Origin of the sequence: Pseudomonas sp. NIBRBAC000502773, assembly GCF_006517195.1 — a bacterium.
In the GTDB taxonomy this organism is placed as follows: Bacteria; Pseudomonadota; Gammaproteobacteria; order Pseudomonadales; family Pseudomonadaceae; genus Aquipseudomonas; species Aquipseudomonas marginalis.
Map to the genome: position 1 here is coordinate 5179309 of NZ_CP041189.1, position 22037 is coordinate 5201345.

Annotated in this window: 23 protein-coding genes; 12 read left to right on the forward strand and 11 right to left on the reverse strand. The window is 61.1% G+C overall.

Annotated features, from left to right (window positions below; genetic code table 11):
* The first annotated feature begins 14 nt into the window (after positions 1 to 14).
* Positions 15 to 587 (forward strand): elongation factor P, encoded by a 573-nt coding sequence (locus NIBR502773_RS24000; RefSeq protein ID WP_003172723.1) that lies wholly within the window; start codon positions 15 to 17, stop codon positions 585 to 587.
* Between the two features lie 63 nt (positions 588 to 650).
* On the opposite strand, the gene NIBR502773_RS24005 is transcribed toward NIBR502773_RS24000, so the two are convergent.
* From NIBR502773_RS24005 to NIBR502773_RS24020, 4 genes are all read right to left on the reverse strand, one after another.
* Entirely contained in the window at positions 651 to 1667 is a 1017-nt protein-coding gene (locus NIBR502773_RS24005; protein ID WP_141157118.1) for an alpha/beta hydrolase, read from the reverse strand.
* A gap of 27 nt (positions 1668 to 1694) precedes the next feature.
* Complete coding sequence (locus NIBR502773_RS24010; protein WP_065939975.1) at positions 1695 to 2114, reverse strand: organic hydroperoxide resistance protein; 420 nt, start codon at positions 2112 to 2114, stop codon at positions 1695 to 1697.
* Between the two features lie 235 nt (positions 2115 to 2349).
* Positions 2350 to 2802 carry a MarR family winged helix-turn-helix transcriptional regulator gene (locus tag NIBR502773_RS24015; protein WP_141157119.1) on the reverse strand — a complete coding sequence of 151 codons (453 nt, stop codon included), beginning with the start codon at positions 2800 to 2802 and terminating at the stop codon, positions 2350 to 2352.
* 79 nt (positions 2803 to 2881) lie between these two features.
* Positions 2882 to 3832: a LysR family transcriptional regulator gene (locus NIBR502773_RS24020; RefSeq protein ID WP_115488072.1), complete on the reverse strand. Its 951-nt coding sequence runs from the start codon at positions 3830 to 3832 to the stop codon at positions 2882 to 2884.
* Between the two features lie 108 nt (positions 3833 to 3940).
* Here NIBR502773_RS24020 and NIBR502773_RS24025 point away from each other — a divergent pair, with 108 nt between their 5' ends.
* Positions 3941 to 4690 carry a sulfite exporter TauE/SafE family protein gene (locus NIBR502773_RS24025; protein ID WP_027606990.1) on the forward strand — a complete coding sequence of 250 codons (750 nt, stop codon included), beginning with the start codon at positions 3941 to 3943 and terminating at the stop codon, positions 4688 to 4690.
* On the opposite strand, the gene NIBR502773_RS24030 is transcribed toward NIBR502773_RS24025, so the two are convergent.
* Positions 4680 to 5561: a LysR family transcriptional regulator gene (locus NIBR502773_RS24030; protein ID WP_043293698.1), complete on the reverse strand. Its 882-nt coding sequence runs from the start codon at positions 5559 to 5561 to the stop codon at positions 4680 to 4682. The two genes, NIBR502773_RS24025 and NIBR502773_RS24030, sit on opposite strands and share 11 nt — an antisense overlap.
* Before the next feature lie 70 nt (positions 5562 to 5631).
* On the opposite strand from NIBR502773_RS24030, the gene NIBR502773_RS24035 reads away from it, so the two are divergent.
* Both NIBR502773_RS24035 and NIBR502773_RS24040 read left to right on the forward strand, forming a co-directional pair.
* Positions 5632 to 5838, forward strand: a complete 207-nt coding sequence (locus NIBR502773_RS24035) for a DUF1127 domain-containing protein (protein ID WP_065924439.1) — start codon at positions 5632 to 5634, stop codon at positions 5836 to 5838.
* A gap of 45 nt (positions 5839 to 5883) precedes the next feature.
* Positions 5884 to 7104, forward strand: a complete 1221-nt coding sequence (locus NIBR502773_RS24040) for a winged helix-turn-helix domain-containing protein (RefSeq protein WP_141157120.1) — start codon at positions 5884 to 5886, stop codon at positions 7102 to 7104.
* Positions 7105 to 7165: 61 nt separating this feature from the next.
* On the opposite strand, the gene NIBR502773_RS24045 is transcribed toward NIBR502773_RS24040, so the two are convergent.
* Entirely contained in the window at positions 7166 to 8512 is a 1347-nt protein-coding gene (locus tag NIBR502773_RS24045; protein WP_115488074.1) for a class II 3-deoxy-7-phosphoheptulonate synthase, read from the reverse strand.
* 124 nt (positions 8513 to 8636) lie between these two features.
* Here NIBR502773_RS24045 and NIBR502773_RS24050 point away from each other — a divergent pair, with 124 nt between their 5' ends.
* Positions 8637 to 9392: a spermidine synthase gene (locus tag NIBR502773_RS24050; protein ID WP_065939972.1), complete on the forward strand. Its 756-nt coding sequence runs from the start codon at positions 8637 to 8639 to the stop codon at positions 9390 to 9392.
* Between the two features lie 116 nt (positions 9393 to 9508).
* On the opposite strand, the gene NIBR502773_RS24055 is transcribed toward NIBR502773_RS24050, so the two are convergent.
* Positions 9509 to 10300 carry a crotonase/enoyl-CoA hydratase family protein gene (locus tag NIBR502773_RS24055; RefSeq protein ID WP_065924442.1) on the reverse strand — a complete coding sequence of 264 codons (792 nt, stop codon included), beginning with the start codon at positions 10298 to 10300 and terminating at the stop codon, positions 9509 to 9511.
* 422 nt (positions 10301 to 10722) lie between these two features.
* Here NIBR502773_RS24055 and NIBR502773_RS24065 point away from each other — a divergent pair, with 422 nt between their 5' ends.
* The gene (locus NIBR502773_RS24065; protein WP_017136163.1) at positions 10723 to 12396 is read left to right on the forward strand and encodes a DEAD/DEAH box helicase; all 1674 of its coding nucleotides are present in this window, start codon (positions 10723 to 10725) and stop codon (positions 12394 to 12396) included.
* A 69-nt stretch (positions 12397 to 12465) separates the two neighbouring features.
* Here NIBR502773_RS24065 and NIBR502773_RS24070 read toward each other — a convergent pair whose 3' ends face one another.
* Positions 12466 to 13233, reverse strand: a complete 768-nt coding sequence (locus NIBR502773_RS24070; protein WP_141157121.1) for a class III extradiol ring-cleavage dioxygenase — start codon at positions 13231 to 13233, stop codon at positions 12466 to 12468.
* Between the two features lie 105 nt (positions 13234 to 13338).
* Between NIBR502773_RS24070 and NIBR502773_RS24075 the strand changes: the two genes are divergently transcribed.
* Positions 13339 to 13995, forward strand: coding sequence for a thiopurine S-methyltransferase (locus NIBR502773_RS24075; protein ID WP_141157122.1), 657 nt, complete (start codon positions 13339 to 13341; stop codon positions 13993 to 13995).
* A 54-nt stretch (positions 13996 to 14049) separates the two neighbouring features.
* Here the strand turns inward: NIBR502773_RS24075 and htpX are convergent, their stop codons facing one another.
* Complete coding sequence (gene htpX / locus NIBR502773_RS24080) at positions 14050 to 14937, reverse strand: protease HtpX (protein WP_065939969.1); 888 nt, start codon at positions 14935 to 14937, stop codon at positions 14050 to 14052.
* Positions 14938 to 15240: 303 nt separating this feature from the next.
* A complete protein-coding gene (locus NIBR502773_RS24085; RefSeq protein ID WP_141157123.1) occupies positions 15241 to 16452 on the reverse strand; it encodes a pyridoxal phosphate-dependent aminotransferase in 1212 nt (403 codons plus the stop codon).
* A gap of 202 nt (positions 16453 to 16654) precedes the next feature.
* Here NIBR502773_RS24085 and msrB point away from each other — a divergent pair, with 202 nt between their 5' ends.
* The 3 genes from msrB to NIBR502773_RS24100 all read left to right on the forward strand — a co-directional run bounded on the left by msrB (position 16655) and on the right by NIBR502773_RS24100 (position 18239).
* A complete protein-coding gene (gene msrB, locus NIBR502773_RS24090) occupies positions 16655 to 17047 on the forward strand; it encodes a peptide-methionine (R)-S-oxide reductase MsrB (RefSeq protein ID WP_065939967.1) in 393 nt (130 codons plus the stop codon).
* Positions 17048 to 17265: 218 nt separating this feature from the next.
* Positions 17266 to 17751 (forward strand): glutathione peroxidase, encoded by a 486-nt coding sequence (locus NIBR502773_RS24095; RefSeq protein WP_027607003.1) that lies wholly within the window; start codon positions 17266 to 17268, stop codon positions 17749 to 17751.
* A complete protein-coding gene (locus tag NIBR502773_RS24100) occupies positions 17748 to 18239 on the forward strand; it encodes a MarR family winged helix-turn-helix transcriptional regulator (RefSeq protein ID WP_141157124.1) in 492 nt (163 codons plus the stop codon). Before NIBR502773_RS24095 ends, NIBR502773_RS24100 begins: the two co-directional genes overlap by 4 nt.
* Here the strand turns inward: NIBR502773_RS24100 and NIBR502773_RS24105 are convergent.
* The gene (locus NIBR502773_RS24105) at positions 18193 to 20502 is read right to left on the reverse strand and encodes a response regulator (protein WP_141157125.1); all 2310 of its coding nucleotides are present in this window, start codon (positions 20500 to 20502) and stop codon (positions 18193 to 18195) included. The two genes, NIBR502773_RS24100 and NIBR502773_RS24105, sit on opposite strands and share 47 nt — an antisense overlap.
* Before the next feature lie 163 nt (positions 20503 to 20665).
* Here NIBR502773_RS24105 and NIBR502773_RS24110 point away from each other — a divergent pair, with 163 nt between their 5' ends.
* Both NIBR502773_RS24110 and NIBR502773_RS24115 read left to right on the forward strand, forming a co-directional pair.
* Positions 20666 to 21556, forward strand: coding sequence for an ATP-binding protein (locus tag NIBR502773_RS24110; RefSeq protein WP_027607006.1), 891 nt, complete (start codon positions 20666 to 20668; stop codon positions 21554 to 21556).
* Entirely contained in the window at positions 21553 to 22035 is a 483-nt protein-coding gene (locus NIBR502773_RS24115) for a GAF domain-containing protein (protein WP_115488079.1), read from the forward strand. Before NIBR502773_RS24110 ends, NIBR502773_RS24115 begins: the two co-directional genes overlap by 4 nt.
* Positions 22036 to 22037 lie beyond the last annotated feature (2 nt).

The window sequence follows — 22037 nt, forward strand, 5'->3', positions numbered from 1 at the left end:
TTCGGATATACGCAATGAAAACTGGTAAAGAACTGAAACCCGGTACAGTGATCCGTCTCGAAAACGACCCTTGGCTGGTTCAGAAAGCTGAGTTCACCAAGTCTGGTCGTAACAGCGCAATCATGAAGACCAAGCTGAAGAACCTGCTGACCGGTTACAAGACCGAGATCGTCTACAGCGCCGATGACAAACTGGACGACGTGATCCTCGACCGCAAGGAAGCGACCCTGTCCTTCATCAGCGGCGACACCTACACGTTCATGGACACCACCGACTACACCATGTACGAGCTGAACGCTGAAGATATCGAAGCCGTTCTGCCGTTCATCGAAGAAGGCATGGAAGACGTCTGCGAAGCTATTTTCTTCGAAGAGCGCCTGGTTTCCGTAGAGCTGCCGACCACTATCGTGCGTAAGGTTGCCTACACCGAAGGTTCCGCTCGCGGTGACACTTCGGGCAAAGTGATGAAGCCTGCCAAGCTGAGCAACGGTACCGAACTGCAAGTTGCCGATTTCATCGAAATCGACGACCTGATCGAGATCGACACCCGCGAAGGTGGTTCGTACAAAGGTCGCGCCAAGAAGTAATTCTCGCCCCGCCGATACGAAAAAGCCCGACCTAGCGTCGGGCTTTTTCGTGGGCGCTGCTTTTTACTTCAGGTGCTGCTTCAGCTCGTCGGATGCCTGCAGCAAGGCCGAACGCACCGCTGGTACCTGGCTGACCACATTGAGCAAACCGTAGTCGTGGATCATGCCGTTATAGCGCACGGCCGTCACGGGAACCGCGGCCTGGTCCAGCTTGCGCGCATAGGCTTCGCCTTCGTCACGCAACACATCGGCACCGGCGGTCTGAATCAGCGCGGGCGGCAAGCCCTTGAGCTGATCCGCGGTCGCCCGCAGCGGCGAGGCGTAGATCTCGGCGCGCTGATTGGCGTCGGTGGTGTAGTTGTCCCAGAACCACTTCATCATGTTCTTGGTGAGGAAGTGCCCTTCGGCGTACTGGTTGTAGGACGCCGTCTCGAAGTTGGCATCGGTCACCGGCCATAACAGCAGTTGGAACTTGATCGCAGGTGTGCCCTTGTCCTTGGCCATCAGGCTGACGACGGCTGCCATATTGCCGCCGACACTATTACCCGCGACCGCCAGGCGTTTGCCGTCGACGTTGATGTCCTTGCCATGCTCGGCGACCCACTTGGTTGCGCCGTAGGCCTGGTTGATCGCCACCGGATAGCGGGCTTCCGGTGAAGGCGTGTAGTTGACGAAGACCGCCACGGCCCCCGAACCCGCCACCAGATCGCGCACCAGGCGCTCGTGAGTCGGGTAATCCCCCAACACCCAGCCGCCGCCGTGGAAGAACATGAACACCGGCAATGTGCCCTTGACCCCGGCTGGCCGCACGATGGTCAGGTCCAGCGGCTGGCCATCGACCTGAATGGTCTTCTGGCTCACGTCCGCCTTGGGCAGGGTCAACTTCACACCGGCCTGGGCACCCGTCAGTACGGCACGGGCTTGCGTGGGTGTCAGTTGTTCCATCGGTTTGCCGGTGCCGGCGTTCAACACATCCAGGAAGGCCTGGGTAGTGTGTTCAACGTCGCCATTGGCGGCAAACGCGTGAGTGACGGACAGGGCGAGCAGGCTGCCGGTCAGCACGTTGGCAAATGTGTTCATGTTCTTCTCCAGTGACAGCGGCAGTGGTTAGACGGTTACGTGCAGGCGCACTTCGACGTTGCCACGGGTGGCGTTGGAGTACGGGCAGACTTGGTGCGCAGCGTCGACCAGGCTTTGCGCATCGTCCTCGGCCAGGCCTGGCAGGCTGACGTGCAGGTCGATATCCAGGCCGAAACCGCCAGGGATCTGGCCGATGCCGACGTGGGCAGTGATCGAGGCATCATCCGGGATTTTGCGTTTGGTCTGGCTGGCGACGAATTTCAGGGCGCCGATAAAGCAGGCCGAGTAACCGGCGGCAAACAGTTGTTCCGGGTTGGTGGCCTGGCCGCCGGCGCCGCCCAATTCCTTGGGGGTGGAGAGTTTGACGTCGAGGATATTGTCGCTGGAAACAGCGCGACCATCACGGCCGCCGGTGGCGGTGGCTACTGCGGTATAGAGCGTTTGCATGGTGTCGTCCTTTTGGTTTTAGCGCTAAAGTTTTGCGCGCTAAGTAGTTGGTGAGGCAAATGTATAGCGCTAATGTTTAGCGCGCAAGATAAATGTATAAATATTTTTCAGTCGCTGCAAACCACTGTGGGAGGGGGCTTGCTCCCGATGATGGTGTTTCAGTCAAAAGATTCGTCGACTGATAAACCGTCATCGGGAGCAAGCCCCCTTCCACATGTTGAGTGTTTTGCCGTGTTCAGATCGCGTTCTGCAGGTTGCCCCGCAACGCAAGCAAGTCAGCCTGCAGCGTGCGTAATTGGTCCAGCTCCAAACCGCTGGCGCCGAGAATGCACTGTGGAATACCCATGGCCTTCTCCTGCAAGGCACGCCCAGCGTCGGTCAGTTCCACCACCACCACGCGCTCATCTTCACGGCTGCGGGTGCGGCTGAGCAGGCCTTCGGCTTCCAGGCGCTTGAGAAGTGGTGTCAGGGAGCCCGGGTCGGTCAGCAGGCGGCTGCTGATTTCACCGACGGTCAAACCATCTTCTTCCCACAGCACCATCATGGCCAGATACTGCGGGTACGTCAGGCCGAGGGCTTGCAGCAGCGGTTTGTAGACCTTGGTCATCAGCAGCGACGTGGAGTGCAGGGCGAAACACAGTTGGTTGTCCAGCAACAGGGATTCGCACGGGGCGGGATTTTTGCTCATGGTGGTGCCTCAAAAAAGCGTGTCTACCTGGAATCTAGCGGGCAAATCTTTAATGCGCCAGATAATTCTGTCCGGGTGGTCAGACCAGTCCGCTTTGCAGTGCCAGATCCCAAGGCGGCACGGGGCTGAATCGGGACTTGAGATATTCCAGCAGCAACCGGCTGCGCGCATTGGGCTGCTGTTCCAGGCGCAGTGCGTAGATCCCGGTGGTCTCCGGGTTGGGCAGGCCGTCTTGGCAAAACAGTGGCAGTAACTCGCCGCGCACCAGGTACTCACTGGCCAGCCAGGTGGGGAGGTGGGCGATCCCCAGCCCGGCGAGAGCCCCCGATAACAGCGCTTCAGCGTTGTTGGCGCTCATGCGGATGCGCCGCGGGCGATGCGTTGCACGTCGCCCGTCCAACTCGAAGCGCCACGCGAACATCGGCGCCAGGCCGTCCCAGTCCAGGCCGTCATGCTCGCTCAATTCGTGAGGGTGGGCCGGGGTGCCACGGCTTTTCAGGTAGGCCGGACTGGCGCAGGCGATGCGCACGATACTGGCCAGGGGCGTGGCGATCAGCCGTGTATCGACGATGTGCCCGGCGCGCAGCACCAGGTCGACCTTGCCCAAGTGCGCGCCCTGCATATCGACAAAGCTGTCGATCAGATGCAGGTGCACATCCAGCCCAGGGTATACATTCAGAAAGTCGGCGATCACGGGCGCCAGATGCCGTCGCCCAAAGGCTGCCGGTGCGTCCACGCGGATCAAGCCCTCGGGTGCGTGGCTCAAGGAGACCGCTTCCGCCCGCGCCAGTTGCAGCTCGCTGACAATCCGTCGTGCCCGCTCGGCGAAGGCCAGGCCCGCCGGGGTCGGCACCACCGCGTGAGTGCTGCGCTGGAACAGGCGGCTGCCCACGGAGCTTTCCAGGCTGTCGATGCGCCGCGCCACCGCCGAGGGCGTCAGCGGATGGCGACGGGCTGCGGCGGAAAAGCTGCCGGTTTCCAGTACATCGAGAAACAGGCTCAGTTGATCGGTCAGCGTGTTGGGATTCATCGATGCGCGCTTATGCGAGATTGGCATAGCCATTGTGCGTTGCTGTGCGTTTCCGCGCCAGGGTCGACTGCGTAGCATGCAGGGCCTGGGAATGTGGAGTAGCGAGCGGTGTTGGATTTAGCGGTGTATCTGGTATTGGGCGTGGCCCTCGGCACGGTGGGTGGCCTGTTTGGTATTGGCGGTGGGCTGATTGCGATCCCGGTACTCGGCGTATGGTTCGGCCTGGACCAACAACTTGCCCAAGGCACGGCGCTGGTGATGGTGGTGCCGAACGTGATGCTGGCCCTGTGGCGTTACCACCAGCGTAATCGCATCGAACTGCGCCACGCCCTGCCGTTGGGCATCATGGGCTTCAGCTTTGCCTGGCTCGGCTCGATCTGGGCCGTGGGGCTGGACGCAGGCGCCATGCGCATCGGCTTTATCGTGTTCCTGCTGACGCTTTCGGCTTACAACCTGCTGCGCATGTTCACACGCAATGCACCGCCGACGGCACACATGCGTTATTCCTGGCCCTGGCTTGGCGTATTGGGCGCGGCGTCCGGTTCCATGGGCGGTTTGTTTGGGGTGGGTGGCGCGGTGGTGGCCACGCCGGTACTCACCAGTGTGTTCGGCACCACCCAGGTGGTCGCCCAGGGCTTGTCCCTGGCCTTGGCCCTGCCCAGTACCGGGGTGACCCTGGTCACCTATGCCTGGCACCACGAAGTGGACTGGCTGATCGGCATCCCCCTGGCCGTCGGTGGCCTGCTCAGTATCAGTTGGGGCGTGAAAGTCGCCCACGCCCTGCCGGAAAGGCTGTTGCGCGGCCTGTTCTGCGGCTTCCTGGTGCTGTGTGCGGTAATGCTGACCTTTAAAGTCTGAAGCCTTCGAGGATGTACTCGGCCAGGCAATCGGTGATCGGTGAGGCCATCAGGGGGTTACGCAGCAAACGCAGGTTCATTGACGGCAAGGGCGGTAACCCTTCCTCGCTGCCGAGTATGCGCAGGTCTGCAGTCACCAGGCTTTCCATGCTGACCATGGCCGCCAAGCCTGCGCTGACGACTGCCTGGATCGCCGCCCCATTGGTGCTGTGATAGGCGAGGCGATAACTGCGCTCGACCGAATCCAGTGCCCCCAGGGCCCACTGGGTGTAAAGGCAGTCAGCACCGGAAATCGCGAGGGGCAGGGCGTCGTGCTCGTCTACGCAAAAGCACGGTGCTGCGGCCCATACCATGCGTTCGGAACGCAACAGTTCCCCGACATCATTCCCGGGCTCTCGGCTGATCACGGTCAGGGCCAGGTCCCGGCGCTGCATCAGCACCGTGGACGCCTCGCAGTGCATCTCAATCTGGATCAGCGGGTATGCCTTGGAAAACCGCTGGAGAATCCCCGGCAGGAAGCGCATCACGTAGTCATCCGGTGTACCGATGCGTACCAGCCCCACCATATGCGGCTCGCGCAGGGTGTTGAACACTTCGCTGTGCAATTTCAGGATGCGCCGCGCGTAGCCCAGCAGCACTTGGCCCTCGGGGGTAAGCCGCACTTGCCGGCCATCGCGCTCGAACAGTTTGCGCTGCAGCACGTCTTCTTCCAGGCGCTTCATCTGCATGCTCACCGCCGATTGGGTGCGGTTGACCCGTTCACCGGCGCGGGTGAAACCGCCCTGGTCGGCGATGGCGACGAAGGTGCGCAGCACTTCAGTGTCGATGCTCGGGTAGTCGGACAATTGATCAATCTCCGAGATGTATTGCATAAGAAACATTCGTTGGATTGATCATAAGGCCAGGCTCACACTCGCGTCATCCCCATTGGAGGGCGAGAAGATGAAAGGTCAAAGAGGCTTTGTGTTGATGGCAAAACGTCCGTTTTCCGGGCTGTTTCACAGGATTGCCCGTTGGCAGGCGCTGCATGGGGAGCGTCAGGTCCTGGCCAGCTTGAGCGATGATGCGCTCAAGGACATCGGGCTCAATCGCGGCGACGTTGAGCAGGATCGCCATCTGCATTTCTGGCAAGACCCGCTGCGAAAATGACCCCGGATGCAGTAGGGTGGTTGGCGAGCCCACATGGAGAACCTCATGGCCGCCGACCTGTCTTTTTCCCTCAAGCAAGCTCGGCGCATGGCGCTGGCGGCCCAGGGATTTTCCGGGCGCCAGGCGCCCGTACTGATAAAAGCTGTGCACATCAACCGCGTGATCGAGCGCTTGGGCGTGTTGCAGATTGACTCGGTCAATGCGCTGGTGCGCTCTCATTACTTGCCGCTGTTTTCCCGCCTGGGCGGTTACTCGCCGTTGATGCTTGAACAGGCGGCCTGGAGCCAGGGCCGGCGGCGTTCGCTGTTCGAGTACTGGGGGCACGAGGCCTCGTTGCTGCCGATGGCGTTGTATCCCTTGATGCGTTGGCGTATGGAGCGGGCGCAGCAGGGACGGGGCATTTATTCGCAGATGGCGCGCTTCGGTCGTGAGCAACAGGCCAAGATCCAGCGCGTTTTGCAGACTGTCGAACAGCAGGGCGCGCTGGGCGCGGGCAGTTTGTCTACCCGCGAAGAGCGAGCCGGACCCTGGTGGGACTGGAGCGATGAAAAGCATGCGCTGGAGTGGCTGTTCGCCGCCGGCCTGGTGACCGTTGCCGGCAGGCGTGGTTTCGAGAGGCTGTATGACTTGCCCGAGCGCGTCATCCCGGCTGACATCCTCCAGCAGACGCCATTGACCGAGGCCGAGGCCCAGCGTGGCCTGTTGCTGCACAGCGCCATCGCCCTGGGTGTAGGCACCGAAAAAGACCTGCGCGACTACTTCCGCCTTGACCCCGCCGACAGTCGCAGTCGCCTGGCGGAGTTGGTCGAGGACGGGCAATTGCAGGTGTGCCAGGTGCAAGGCTGGAAGCAGGCAGCATACTGCCTGCCCGAGCCCAAAGTGCCACGCAAGGTGTCGGCCAGCGCACTGCTGTCGCCCTTCGACTCGCTGGTCTGGGAGCGTAGCCGCACCGAGCGCCTGTTCGATTTCCGCTACCGCCTGGAGATCTACACCCCGCAACACAAACGGGTGTACGGCTACTACGTGCTGCCGTTTTTGCACAACGAGCGCATCGCTGCACGTATCGACCTGCGGGCCGAACGCGCCAACGGGCGCCTGGCCGTGCATGGGGTGCACGAAGAGGAGCCGGGGCTGGATGATGAGGGGATGCAGGCGCTGGCCCTGAACCTGCGGCAAATGGCCGACTGGCTGGGTCTGGAACAGGTGCAGCTCAATTGCCAGCGGCCGAGTGCCGACCGGTTGCGGTTAGCCATGCTGCACGTGTAGGAGGAAGGTACTTTCGTGGCGAGCGGGCTTGCCACTACAAGCCCTATTTTCCAAACGTCTGCTAGCGTTTGACCTGCTTCAACGTCTCGGCAATCAGGAACGCCAACTCCAGCGACTGATCGGCGTTCATCCGTGGGTCGCAGTGGGTGTGGTAGCGGTCCGACAAGCCATCTTCGGTAATTGGCCGCGCGCCGCCGATGCACTCGGTGACGTTCTGCCCGGTCATCTCGATATGAATCCCGCCGGCATAGGTGCCCTCGGCCTGGTGTACCTGGAAGAACTCCTTGACCTCGCCGAGGATCTGCGCAAAGTCGCGGGTCTTGTAGCCGCTGCTGGCCTTGATGGTGTTGCCGTGCATCGGGTCGGAGCTCCACAGCACCTGCTTGCCTTCGCGCTGCACCGCGCGAATCAGGTTGGGCAGGTGGTCGCCGACTTTGCCTGCGCCCATGCGCGCGATCAGGTTGAGGCGGCCGGGGTCGTTGTCGGGGTTGAGGATGTCGATCAGGCGGATCAGGTCATCGGGGTTCATGCTCGGGCCGACTTTGACGCCGATCGGGTTGTTCACCCCGCGCAGGAATTCGACATGGGCGCCATCCAACTGACGGGTGCGGTCGCCGATCCACAGCATGTGGGCCGAGCAGTCGTAGTAGTCGTTAGTCAGGCTGTCGCGGCGCACGAAGGCTTGTTCGTAGTTGAGCAGCAGCGCTTCATGGGCGGTGAAAAAGCTGGTTTCGCGCAACTGCGGCGAGCTGTCCATGCCGCAGGCGCGCATGAAGGCCAGGGTTTCGTCGATGCGGTCGGCCAACTGGCTGTATTTTTCCGCCAGGGCGGAGTTGGCGATAAAGTCCAGGTTCCACTTGTGCACCTGGTGCAGGTCGGCAAAACCGCCCTGGGCAAAGGCGCGCAGCAGGTTGAGGGTGGCGGTGGACTGGTGGTAGGACTGCAGCAGGCGGTCCGGGTCCGGCACGCGGCTTTTTTCGTCGAAACCGATGCCGTTGACGATGTCGCCACGGTAGGCGGGCAGGGTGATGCCGTCGAGGGTCTCATCGTTGGCCGAGCGCGGCTTGGCGAACTGGCCGGCCATGCGCCCGACTTTCACCACCGGGCAGCCAGCAGCGAAGGTCATCACGATGGCCATCTGCAGCAGCACCTTGAAGGTGTCGCGGATTTTTGCGGCGGAGAATTCGGCAAAGCTCTCGGCGCAGTCGCCACCTTGCAGCAGGAACGCGCGACCCTGGGTCACCTCGGCAAACTGACGGCGCAACTCGCGGGCTTCCCCGGCAAACACCAGCGGCGGATAGCTGGCCAGGCTCTGCTCCACTTGCAACAAGTGCGCGGCGTCCGGGTACTGGGGTTGTTGCTGGATTGGCAGGGCGCGCCAGCTGTCGGGGCTCCAGGGTTGGCTCATCATGAACTCGATTGGGTGGTTGACGGTCGGGCGCCAATGTTATCAGCAATTAGTGCGTGACCTGTTGCCGCCGGTTGGCCGACAATCGCGCCTTTGCCGTGGGGTAGACCCTTTAGGAGTAGTGATGAGCGAGGAGCGTGTCGAGCGCCTGCTGGCCGAAGTCCATGATGATTTCGGCATGATTCGTGTGCTCGAGGTGGCCGATTACCGGTTTCTCGAGTTTGGCGACGCCATCGAGCAAAGCTGCGTGTTCACCGCTGACCCGAGCTGGCTGGAGTACGACTACACCCGCGCGATGCTGATCGGCGCGTTGTGCCATGAGCAGCCGGAGAGCGCACTGTTCCTCGGCCTGGGAGCTGGCACCTTGACCCAGGCGTGCCTTAAGTTCCTGCCGCTGGAGGATGTCGAAGCCATCGAGCTGCGCCCCGATGTGCCGCGCCTGGCCATCGAATACCTGGGGCTGGATGATGATCCGCGCCTGTATATCCGCATCGGCGACGCCTTGGAATTGTTGGAGAGCGCTGAATCGGCGGACCTGATTTTCGTCGACCTCTACACGGATGTCGGTCCCGGCGTCGGACACCTGGCCTGGACCTTCCTGGAAAACTGCCAGAAGAAACTCAACCCCGGCGGTTGGCTGGTGATCAACCAGTGGGCGACCGATGATGGCAAACCCTTGGGCGCGGCGTTGCTGCGTGGTTTGTACCACCGGCATTATTGGGAACTGCCGGTGAAGGAGGGCAATGTGATCCTGTTGGTGCCTTCGGAGCTGGACCAGGCGCTGGATCTGGATGCGCTTTCTACTCGAGCTGAGTTGTTGGCGCCGCGTCTGGGCTATTCGTTGCAGCCGTTGATCAAGGCGATTCGTCCGGCGACGTAGGCGCCTGTGCCGACGCCATCGAAGGCAAGTCGAATCGTCACACCGCCCCTCCCACATTTGAAATGAGTTCCAAATGTGGGAGGGGGCTTGCCCCCGATGGCGTCGGTGCTGCCAACTCAAATGCCCTTGAACACCCCCGGCCGCTTCTCGACCATCGCCCGCACGCCTTCCTTGGCATCCTCGCTGTTCAGCAATTTATCCACCATCGGCGGCAGCGCGGCGGCGGCAACGGTTTCGCCTTCCATGTGTGCCAGGCGGGCCGACATCAAGGTGGCCTGGACGCCAAGCGGCGCCTGGCGCGCGATGCGGCTGGCGAGTTCGATGGCGCGGGGCAGCAGGTCTTCACTGGCCATGACTTCCTGCACCAGGCCCAGGCGCAGGGCTTCATGGGCGTCGAACTCATCGCCGGTGAGCAGCCAGCGCATGGCGTTGCCCCAGCCGGCGATCTGATGAAAGCGCAATGTCGCGCCTCCAAACGGAAAAATCCCACGTTGCACTTCCATCTGCGCAAAGCGGGTATTGCTCGCGCACAGGTTGATATCCGCCGCGAGCATCAACTCGATACCGATGGTCAGGCAGTAGCCCTGGGCCGCGACGATCACCGGTTTGCTGACCCTGGGGCCGGCGAAAACGCCCCAGGGATCGCAACCGCCCAGGGGCGGTTGCCAGCCTCCAGCCATCACGGCGCTGACATTGGCCAGGTCCAGGCCGGCGGTGAAGTGGTCGCCGTGGGCAAATACTACGGCCACCCGTGCTTCGTCATTTCGATCAAATTCGCCATAAGCCAGGCTCAGTTCATTGAGCAAGTCCAGGTCAAAGGCGTTGCGCTTGGCGACCCGATCCAGGCCCAACAGCAGGACATGGCCCTGGAGTTCACGGCTGACGCGGCTGCTGCTGGCTTGATTCATCGGGGGTGCCCTCGGGCGCAATGAAGGGTTTCAGACCAAAGGGTCTCGATGCAAGGTGAACCGTTTAAGCGTTATGACCAGCAGGGCCGGGCCTTTGAAAAATAGACCCTGCCGCGCTTATCTGCAAAGACTGTGATGCAGCGCGGTTTATCGGCGCCTGGCGATAAAAAAAGCTCCCTTTTTCAGGTATTTCCGGTATAGTGCGCGCCGGCCTTTAACCGGGCCGCGTTTAGGTAGCGCAATTCCCCGAAGTCAGCTTCGGCTGCACGTCCGCACAGCGGACTCTCCCTTGACGAATCTTTTTCATTCATTCGTTTTCGCAAATCCCCGCCGACAAAGCAGCCAGGGCGACTCTTGAGTCTCAACACGGCATGCGCAGCTTTGGAGCATGGGTCTTTGCGGATGCACTTAGAGGCAGACCCATGACCCAGGAAACCGGCGGCTTCGCCGCTTTTAATCTTAACCCGAACATTCTCGCCGCCGTCATCGCGACCGGCTACGAAGAACCTTCGGCGATTCAGCAGCAATCGATCCCGATCATCATGGCCGGCCAGGACATGATTGGCCAGGCGCAAACCGGTACCGGTAAAACCGCCGCGTTCGCCCTGCCTATCCTGCACTGCATCGATCCTGCCAAGCGCGAGCCGCAAGCCCTGATCCTGGCGCCAACGCGTGAGTTGGCGCTGCAAGTAGCAACCGCTTTTGAAACCTACGCCAAGCAAATGCCAGGCGTTACCGTTGTTGCCGTCTACGGCGGCGCGCCGATGGGCCCGCAACTGAAGGCCATCCGTAATGGCGCCCAGATCGTCGTGGCCACCCCGGGCCGTCTGTGCGACCACCTGCGTCGCGACGAGAAAGTCCTGTCGACCGTGAACCACCTGGTTCTGGACGAAGCCGACGAAATGTTGAAGCTGGGCTTTATGGATGACCTGGAAGTCATCTTCAAGGCACTGCCACCGACCCGTCAGACCGTCCTGTTCTCGGCTACCCTGCCACAGTCGATCCGTGCCATTGCCGAACGCCATCTGCGCGATCCGCAACACGTGAAGATCCAGACCAAGACTCAGACCGTTACCGCGATCGAACAGGCTCACCTGTTGGTTCACGCTGACCAGAAGACCTCGGCAGTATTGAGCCTGCTGGAAGTCGAAGACTTCGACGCCCTGATCATGTTCGTGCGTACCAAGCAAGCGACCCTGGACTTGGCCAGTGCCCTGGAAGCCAAAGGCTACAAAGCCGCTGCGCTGAACGGTGACATCGCCCAGAACCAACGTGAGCGCGTGATCGACTCCCTCAAGGATGGCCGTCTGGACATCGTTGTGGCGACCGACGTAGCGGCTCGTGGTCTCGACGTTCCGCGTATCACCCACGTGTTCAACGTTGACATGCCTTACGATCCGGAATCCTACGTTCACCGTATCGGCCGTACCGGCCGTGCCGGTCGCGAAGGTCGTGCACTGCTGCTGGTGACGCCACGTGAGCGCCGCATGCTGCAAGTGATCGAGCGTGTAACCGGTCAGAAAGTTGCCGAAGTACGCCTGCCGGATGCCCAGGCCGTTCTCGATGCCCGCATCAAGAAACTGACCAACAGCCTGTCGCCCCTGGTGGCTGACGCTGAATCGACCCACGGCGACCTGCTGGACCGCCTGACCGCCGATATCGGCTGCACCCCGCGTGCCCTGGCTGCAGCCCTGCTGCGCAAGGCTACCAACGGTCAGGCCCTGACCCTGGCAGCCATCGAGAAAGAGCGCCCACTGGTGCCGAACAACGCGCCACGCGGTGATCGTCCAGAACGTACCGGCGACCGTCCGGACCGTGGTGACCGTGAGCGTCGCGCTCCGGTTCCATTGGCTGAAGGCCGTGCCCGTTGCCGTACCGCGCTGGGCGCGCGGGATGGTATCGCTGCCAAGAACCTGCTGGGCGCTATCCTCAACGAGGGTGGCCTGGCACGTGAAGCCATCGGTCGCATCCAGGTCCGTGACAGCTTCTCCCTGGTGGAGCTGCCGGAAGACGGTCTGGAAAAACTGCTGGCCAAGCTGAAAGACACCCGCGTTGCCGGCAAGCAATTGAAGCTGCGTCGCTACCGCGAAGATTGATCCGCCCTCGGGCTGATTGATCGCACATAAAAAATCCCCGATTGGTTCGGGGATTTTTTTTGTCCGCTGTTAACCGAAGCGGTAGATGTCCATGCCCAGCGCGCCCATGGTGAACCCCTGGTGTGCAACGCTGAAGTCACCCCCGGCGCCGCGGGCAAAGTACAGCGGCAACAAATGTTCATCGCTGGGATGGCTGCGCACGGCGTGGGGCGCCTGGCGACGGTAATCATGCAAGGCCGCCTCGTCGTTGGCGGCGAGTGTCTCCACCACCCAGTCGCGGAATTCGCGTGCCCAGGGTTCGATACGCTCAGGTCCGGCCTGCCAGTTCAGCTCGCCCAGGTTATGGGTGATGCTGCCGGAGCCGATCAACAGCACGCCCTGTTCGCGCAAGCCGGCCAAGGCATGCCCGACGCGGGTTTGCAGGGCAGGGCCCATGTGACTGGGCAAGGAGACTTGCACCACTGGGATATCCGCTGCCGGGTACATCAGCGAGAGCGGCACCCAGGTGCCATGGTCAAAAGGGCGGCGCTCATCGGTCCGCGCATTCAAGCCGTCGGCATGAAGCAGTTCGACAATTTCGCCGGCCAATTGCGGGTCGCCCGGTGCTGGGTACTGCACGGCGAACAGCTCGCGGGGGAAACCGCCGAAGTCGTGCCAGGTCTCGGGCGCAGCGCTGCCGCTGACCAGCAGTTCCTGGCTTTCCCAATGTGCCGACACCACCACAATTGCCTTCGGCCGCGGCAGTTCAGCGGCCAGGCGCTGCAGGGCGGGGCCGCTGGCGCCGGGCTGCAGGGCAAGCATGGGCGATCCGTGGGAGATAAACAGGCTGGGCAACATAAGGAAGGTCCTGAGGGTTAACATGGGCCCATCTTCAATCAGATCATTGATCTAAATCTAATATAAGTTTTAGCGTTTTTTGATCGAATTTTCGGAGGTGATTCCATGGAGCCCAAATTTTGGCAGGAGCGCTGGGCGCGCAATCAGATCGGCTTTCACCTGCCCAAGGTCAATCCTTACCTGTTGCGGTATTGGCCTGCGCTGGGCCTTGCCCAGGGCGCCAAGGTGCTGGTGCCGCTGTGTGGTAAAAGCCTGGACCTGATGTGGCTGGCCAGCAACGGCTATCACGTGCTCGGCGTTGAACTGTCGGAACAGGCGGTGGAAACCTTTTTCAGCGAGCAGAACCTGACGCCGCGCATCACTCGGCACGGCGTGTTCAAGGTGTACCAGGCTGATTTGATCGAAATATGGTGCGGCGATTTCTTTGCCTTGGACGCCGGGGCACTGGCTGACTGCGCTGCGCTTTACGACCGTGCCGCACTAATCGCCCTGCCGCCGTTGATGCGTGCGCAGTACGCCGAGCAGTTGAATAGCCTGCTGCGGCCAGGCTGCCAGGGGCTGCTGATCACCCTGGACTACGACCAGACGCAAAAAGCCGGCCCGCCCTTTGCGGTGCCGGATGACGAGGTGAAGGTGCTGCTGGGTTTGCATTGGAGCCTGGAGGTGCTCGAAGCCCAGGATATCCTGGGTGAGAGCTGGAAGTTCTTGCAGGACGGAGTCGCGCGCCTCGAAGAGCGCGTGTATCGGCTCACCAAGCTGTAAAACCCGCGCACAAAAAAAGGGGCGATCCAATCGCCCCTTTTGCATTACCGGGTATCAGCCCCGACGACGCAGCGCGTCGATACGCTCTTCCAGCGGCGGGTGGCTCATGAACATGCGAGCCAGGCCCTGCTTGACACCACCGTTGATGCCAAAGGCGGTCAGGCTGTCGGGCATATGCACCGGCAGGCCCTGTTCGGAGCGCAGGCGCTGCAGTGCACTGATCATTGCACTCGTGCCAGCCAGGCGCGCGCCGGCTTCGTCTGCGCGGAACTCTCGTTTGCGCGAGAACCACATCACAATCGCGCTGGCCAGGAAACCCAGTACCACTTCGGCAAAGATGGTCGCTACGAAGTAGGCGATCCCGCGGCCGCCTTCGTTCTTGAAGATCACCTTGTCGACAAAGTTGCCGATGATCCGCGCAAAGAACATCACGAAGGTGTTCACCACGCCCTGCACCAGCGCAAGGGTAATCATGTCGCCGTTGGCTACGTGGCCGATCTCGTGTGCGAGGACCGCCTTCACCTCATCGGGAGAGAATCGCTCGAGCAGCCCTTGGCTGACCGCCACAAGGGCGTCGTTCTTGTTCCAGCCCGTTGCAAAGGCGTTGGCCTCGTAAGCAGGGAAAATCCCGACCTCGGGCATTTTTATACCTGCTTCCTGAGACAACTGCTCCACGGTCTGCATCAGCCATTGTTCATGGCGGGTGCGTGGTTGAGTGATGACCTGGGTGCTGGTGCTCATCTTCGCCATCCACTTGGAGATGAACAGCGAGAACAGCGAACCGGCAAAACCAAAGACCGCACAGAAAATCAGCAGCTGATTGAGGTTCAGATCAACCCCGTTGGCCGCCATGAACCCGTTGAAGCCGAAAAGGCTCAGGGTGATGCTGGCAATCAGCACGACCGCCAGGTTGGTAGCCAAGAACAGCAGGATGCGCATCATGGTTGTAGAGTTCTCCTCATGCTTAATATGTCGCGTACTGCGGGGTATATAAGGTGCGGCTTGGGGTGATTCAACCGAGCGACTATTTCAAACTGTGTCCTACAGCCTGAATGTAGAGCCTTGAAGGGATTTTCCGATGATGAATACTACCCGTGAAAAGCCACTTTTTGTCTTGCGGCCCCATAACTACAGGGGCTTATGGATGTAGAAACGCAAGTGCAGTACGGGGAAAGTGTATAGCCAGAGAAGTGTTGCCAGATAATCGCTGTACGACCGAATGCCGGTCGTACAGCGCCATGCCGGTTACTGGCGATAGGACTTGAGGAAGTTGCCGATACGGCCAATGGCCATGTCCAGGTCATCCACGCGCGGCAGGGTCACCACTCGGAAGTGATCCGGCCACGGCCAGTTGAACGCCGTGCCCTGGACCACCAGCAGCTTTTCCGAGAGCAGCAGGTCGAGCACGAACTTCTCGTCGTTGAGGATCGGGCAGACCTTCGGGTCGATCCTCGGGAAGGCGTACAGCGCGCCCATGGGCTTGACGCAGCTCACGCCCGGGATTGCATTGAGCAGCTCCCAGGTGCGGTTGCGCTGTTCCAGCAGACGGCCCTGGGGCAGGACCAGGTCATTGATGCTCTGGTAGCCACCGAGGGCGGTCTGGATTGCGTGCTGGCTCGGCACGTTGGCGCACAGGCGCATGTTGGCCAGCATGTCGATGCCTTCGATGTAGCTCTGGGCATTGTGTTTGGGCCCGGAAATCGCGATCCAGCCGGAGCGGAAGCCCGCTACGCGGTAGGACTTGGACAGGCCGTTGAAGGTCAGGCACAGCAGGTCCGGCGCCAGGGAAGCGGTGCAGATATGCACCGCATCGTCGTAGAGGATCTTGTCGTAGATCTCGTCGGAGAACACCACCAGGTTGTGCTGGCGTGCCAACTCGAGCATGCCCAGCAGCACTTCCCTGGAATACACGGCGCCGGTGGGGTTGTTCGGGTTGATGATCACCAGGGCCTTGGTGTTCGGCGTGATCTTGGCCTTGATGTCGGCCAGGTCCGGGAACCAGTCGGCGCCCTCGTCGCACAGGTAGTGCACCGGGTGGCCGCCGGCCAGGGTCACGGCGGCGGTCCACAGTGGGTAGTCCGGTGCCGGCACCAGCACTTCGTCGCCGTTGTTGAGCAGGGCCTGCATGGACATCACGATCAGCTCGGACACGCCATTACCCAGGTAGATGTCTTCGATGCCGACGCCTTCGACCTGCTTCTGCTGGTAGTACTGCATCACGGCCTTGCGCGCGCTGAACAGGCCTTTGGAGTCGCTGTAGCCCTGGGCGGTGGGCAGGTTGCGGATCACATCCTGGAGGATTTCATCCGGCGCTTCGAAACCAAAGGGCGCCGGGTTGCCGATGTGCAGCTTGAGGATGCGATGGCCTTCCTCTTCCAGGCGCTTGGCGTGCTTGAGCACCGGGCCGCGAATGTCGTAGCAGACGTTGGCGAGCTTGTTCGATTTGCTGACCTGCATGGCGATGTGATCCTGAAAATGAACGATCCAGACGGTGTGGGCACTACCGTACTGTGAATGCTGCGAGGCCCGCACCCATAAATACGTTTGAATGCCGGTAGCGCGGGTGCCAGACTGGCGTTTTGAAGAGGCGCAATCATACGTGCCGCCTGATCCATGGAAAAGATACAGATCAGGCTTTTTCAGTTGCCGAGGTGTACCGATGGAAAAGTTGCAGAAAACCGTTGAAGAATGGAAGGCAATGCTCGATCCGGAGCAGTACAACGTATGCCGTCTCAAGGGCACCGAGCGTCCTTTCAGCGGCAAGTACAATGAGACCCGGACCGATGGCGTGTATCACTGCATCTGCTGTAATGCGCCATTGTTCGATTCGACCACCAAGTTTGATTCCGGCTGTGGCTGGCCGAGTTTCTACGCGCCGATCGCCGACAGCGCAATGATCGAGATCCGTGATGTCAGCCACGGCATGATCCGCACTGAAGTCACCTGCGCCAAATGCGATGCGCATCTGGGCCATGTGTTCCCGGACGGCCCGCCGCCCACTGGCCTGCGCTATTGCATCAACTCGGTGTGCCTGGACCTTGTACCCCGTTAACTCGACTGACGGCGGGCCCCTGTAGGAGCGAGCTTGCTCGCGAAAGTCGTCAACGATTACACGGGCATTCTGGTTCAGCCCGGTGTCCTTGAGTTTTTCGCGAGCAAGCTCGCTCCTACAGAGTGTTGATGAGGTGTCATCAGTGCGGTCAATTAAATTGCACACAATTGAATTGCCTACTATGTTTCATCCTCTTTCTCCCTTATCGAGGCACTGCCATGAGCAACAACCTGCTGAGCATCCCTTGCACCACCATCAAGGGTGAGCAAAAGACCTTGGCCGATTTCGCCGGCAAGGCCGTCCTCGTGGTCAACACCGCCAGCAAATGCGGCTTCACTCCGCAGTACAAGGGCCTGGAGCAACTCTGGCAGCAGTACAAGGACCAGGGCCTGGTGGTATTGGGCTTTCCTTGCAATCAGTTCGGCAAGCAGGAGCCCGGTGACGAAGGTGCGATTTCCGAATTCTGCGAGCTGAACTTCGGTGTCAGCTTCCCGTTGTTCAAGAAGATCGACGTCAATGGCAGCGATGCCCATCCACTGTTCGTGCAACTGAAAAAACAGGCGCCGGGGCTGCTGGGGTCCAAGGGCATCAAGTGGAACTTCACCAAGTTCCTCATCGGCCGCGACGGCCAGGTGGTCAAGCGCTTCGGTCCTGCCACCAAGCCGCAGGACTTGACCCAAGAGATCGAAGCCTTGCTCAAATGACCGACTTGCCCAGTGTGTCCCTGGCCCTGGACAACCAGCTGTGTTTCAAGCTCTACGCTGCGTCACGCGCTGTCACCCGTGCCTATAAGCCGATGCTCGACCAGTTGGGTCTGACCTACCCGCAATATGTGGTGATGCTGGTGTTGTGGGAGTGGCACGCCACGCCTGCGCTGCAGCCGACGGTCAAGGCCCTGGGGGAGCGCCTGATGCTCGACTCGGGCACGCTGACGCCGCTGCTCAAGCGCCTTGAACAGCTTGAGTTAGTGGCGCGTCGGCGCAGTGCCAGGGATGAGCGTGAAGTGCACTTGAGCCTGAGCGAGGCCGGTGTACAACTGCGGGACCAGGCCCATGGCCTGAAAACCCGCCTGCTGTGTGATCGCGGCATCGACCTGAATCAAGCCGATGCCTTGCGCGATGGTCTCGACCAGTTGCTTGTGCAACTTAAAGACTTGTCGTCCCAGGCACCCACAAGTCCAGCAGGGCATTGAGTTCTTCGCGGCGGAACGGCTTGGCCAGGTAGTCATTCATCCCCGCCGCACGGCAGCGCTCGCGTTCTTCGGACAAAGCGTTGGCGGTCAACGCTACAATCGGCAGGTCCGGCCAGCGCCCGCTGCGCCGAATCTGCCGGCTGGCCTCATAGCCATCCATCACCGGCATGTTGCAGTCCATCAGCACCATATCGAAGCGCTGTTCTTCAAGAAGCTTGAGCGCTTCGCCACCGTGGGCGGCCACGATCACTTCGCAGCCCAGTTTGCTGAGCATGCCCTTGGCCACCAGTTGGTTGACCGGGTTGTCCTCCACCAGCAGGATGCGCGCCCGGTGTGCGAGCGGTGCGGCATCCAGCTGGACGGGGTCAAGCACCAGGTGCGCGTCGGTGCGTAAGTTACGTTGCAGGATCTGGTACAGCGCGTTGCGGCTCAAGGGGCGTGCCTGTTGGTGCAACGGCGCCAGTGCCGCCACTTCTTCGCTGGGCATGAAGTTGCCATAGGCGGTCACCAGCAGGATGGGCGCGGTAATGCCCGGCCGTATGCGGAACAGGCATTCCGGGCAGTCGGTAATTAGCAGATCGGGGGTTTGCCCGCTCAAATCGTCATCCATGGTGAAACAGCGCAGGGACAGTCCCCAGCAGGGCAGCAGGGTCGTGAGCAACTCTGTCAGGCCGCTGCCGGCGTTGGTGATGGCGATGACCTCGCCTTTGAGAGGCGCTGGCTGGACCGCGGGCAAATGGGCGGGCAGTGGCAGGTCTGCACAGAACTGGCTGCCAAAGCCCACTTCCGAGCTGATACTCAAGCGCCCCTTCATCGCTTCGCACAGGTTGTGCGTCAGTGCCAGGCCCAGGCCCGTCCCGCCATACTGGCGAGTGATGCCGGCGCCGGCCTGGGTGAACGGTTGGAAGATTTTCACTTGGGCTTCCTGCGCAATGCCGATGCCGGTATCGCAGACTTCAATGCGTACACCGCCGTCGTGGGTACCCAGGCGCACATCAACCCGACCAAAGCGGGTGAACTTCAAGGCGTTGGAGAGCAAGTTGCTGACAATCTGCCGCACACGGGTCGGGTCACCCAGCACCAGGGCCGGGAACTGCGGGTCGATCAGGCAGCTCAGTTCCACGCTCGGTGCGGCGTTCTGCGATAACAGGTTGGCGGTGTCTTCCACCAGTGCGCCGAGGTCGAACGGGATGCGCTCCAGCTCCAACTGGCCGGCGTCGAACTTGGACAGGTCGAGAATATCGTTGAGCAGTTCCACCAGCACTTTGCCGGAGTCATGGGCGATAGACAGTTGCTGGCGTTGTTCGGCGTTCAACGGGCTGTCCAGCGACAGTGCGATCATGCCCAGCAGGCCGTTGAGCGGGGTGCGGATTTCGTGGCTCATGTTCGCCAGGAAGGCCGCCCGGGCCTGGGCCATGCCCAATGCATGCATCTTGGCGGCTTCCAGCTCATCGTTGGACTGGGTCAGCCGCTGGTTGCTGGCCTTGAGTTCAAGGGTGCGCGCGGACACGATATGTTCCAGTTGCCCCAGGTATTCGGTCAGCCGATCCTCGGCGTGGCGGCGCTGCTGGATTTCGGTTTCCATGTTTTCGAATTGCTGGTTGGCGACGTCCACCAACACCCCGATTTCATCGTGCTCATGCCCCGGCGGGCAGTCCAGGCGTGCCTGCTTGCGGGTGCTCAGCTCACGAATAATGCGCACCAGCGGTTGGGTCAGCATGACGTAGAACAGGCCCAGCAAAATCCCGGTCAACAACAGGCTGCGTGCGAACCCGTTGAGCAGGGTGATCTCGGCGCGGCGCAGGAACCGGCTGCCAAAGGCGTAGGTGTCGACGTCCAGGCGCAGTACGCCAAGTGACTCGTCGGGCATGTGGCTCAGGAACAGTTGGTCTTCGAACTGGCGGTTGGCGCCAAACATGAAGTCACTGATAGGCCGGTAGGTGCTTTCCTTGCGTGGTCGGTCGACATCGGCCAGCACCACGCCGTTGTTATCGATCAACTGCGCGCGAATGATGGCGGGGGAGTGCAGCAGGCCCAGGGTCAGTTCCTGGGCCAGTTCGGCATCGATGTTGTAGGCGATACGTGACGCGGGGTTATGGCTGATTTCGATCAGCGAACGTATTTCGCGGTTGATGGATGCGTCTTCGCTGGCATAATCAATGCCGATTTGGATCAGGCTGAGCAAGGTTCCCAAGACGAAACCGACCAGCACCGTCAATCTGGCTTGTTTATAAGACAAGCGGTGGGCGAACTTGATATCCATTGAGTGTTGAACCACTTCACGTTTCCCTTCGCCCGGCAAGCATAGCTGAACATCCACACGCCCAGGCCTGCCCGGCATGAATCGGTTTTTACGCAGCCCCAAGCGGTCTGTCGCAGGGTTGCCAATACGCCATCTTTTGCAAAAACTTGCCAGAGGAATAATCATGGATTCTCGATTGAGTGCCTTTCTGGAGCGAGCCGATGCCGTGCTCGCTCGCCTGGAACCCTTGTTGCCCGCGCCGCGCCAAACCATCGACTGGAACCAGTGCCTGGCGGCCCGCTGGCAGCGTGAGGGCCGCAGTGGCTTCCTGCTGCCGCTGGACGTGAGCCTGGACATGCGCTTGTCCGACCTGATCGGCGTGGACAAGCAACGTGAAACCCTGGCGCGCAACACCCAGCAGTTCCTGGATGGCCTGCCTGCCAATCATGCGTTGCTGTGGGGGTCGCGGGGCACCGGTAAATCGTCCATGGTGCGCGCTTTGCTCGCCCAACACGCCAAGGCCGGTCTGCGCCTTATCGAAATCGAGCGTGACCACTTGGCCGACCTGCCGCGTGTGGTTGAACAATTGCTCAAGTTGCCGCAACGTTTCATCCTGTTCTGCGACGACTTGTCATTCGAGGCCGGCGAGGGCGACTACCGGGTGCTCAAGAGCGTGCTGGATGGTTCCCTGGAACAGGCCCCTGAAAACGTGCTGCTGTATGCCACGTCCAACCGCCGCCACCTGGTGCCGGAAAACCAGAGCGACAACGATAACTGGAAGCGCGTGGACGGTGAGTTGCACCCGAGCGAGGCGGTGGAAGACAAGATTGCCTTGTCCGACCGCTTTGGCTTGTGGCTGTCGTTCTACCCGTTCACCCAGGAACATTTCCTGGACGTGGTCGAGCACTGGATCGGTGAGCTGGCGAACAAGGCGGGTTTGCAGTGGCAGCGCGATGAGGACCTCGACATTCTCGCCGTGCGCTGGGCTACCGGGCGCGGCAACCGCAACGGTCGTTGCGCGTATCAATTCGCCCGTTACTGGGTGGGTCTCAAATTGCTGGAGCGTCAACCATGATCGATTTACAACAAGCCGGCACCGGCCTCGGTGGCTATGCCCTGCTGAGTGCCCAACTGGAGTCGCTGCTGGCCGATGAGCGTGATTTCATCGCCAACAGCGCCCAGTTTTCGGCTTTCCTGTTCAGCCAGCTGGATGACCTGAACTGGGCGGGCTTTTACCTCAACCGCAATGAAGAGCTGGTGCTTGGCCCGTTCCAGGGGCAGATCGCCTGTGTGCGTATTCCGTTCGGCCGTGGGGTGTGCGGCGCGGCCGCGGCCTCGCGGCAAACCCAGCGAGTAGACGATGTGCACGCGTTCCCCGGGCATATCGCCTGTGATAGCGCCTCCAACAGCGAATTGGTGGTGCCACTGGTCAAGGACGCCAAATTGATAGGTGTCCTTGACCTCGATAGCCCGTCGTTGGCCCGCTTTACCCCTCAGGATCAGGCGGGTATCGAACAGCTGGCGGCGATTTTCCTGCGCTTGACCGACTGCTGATC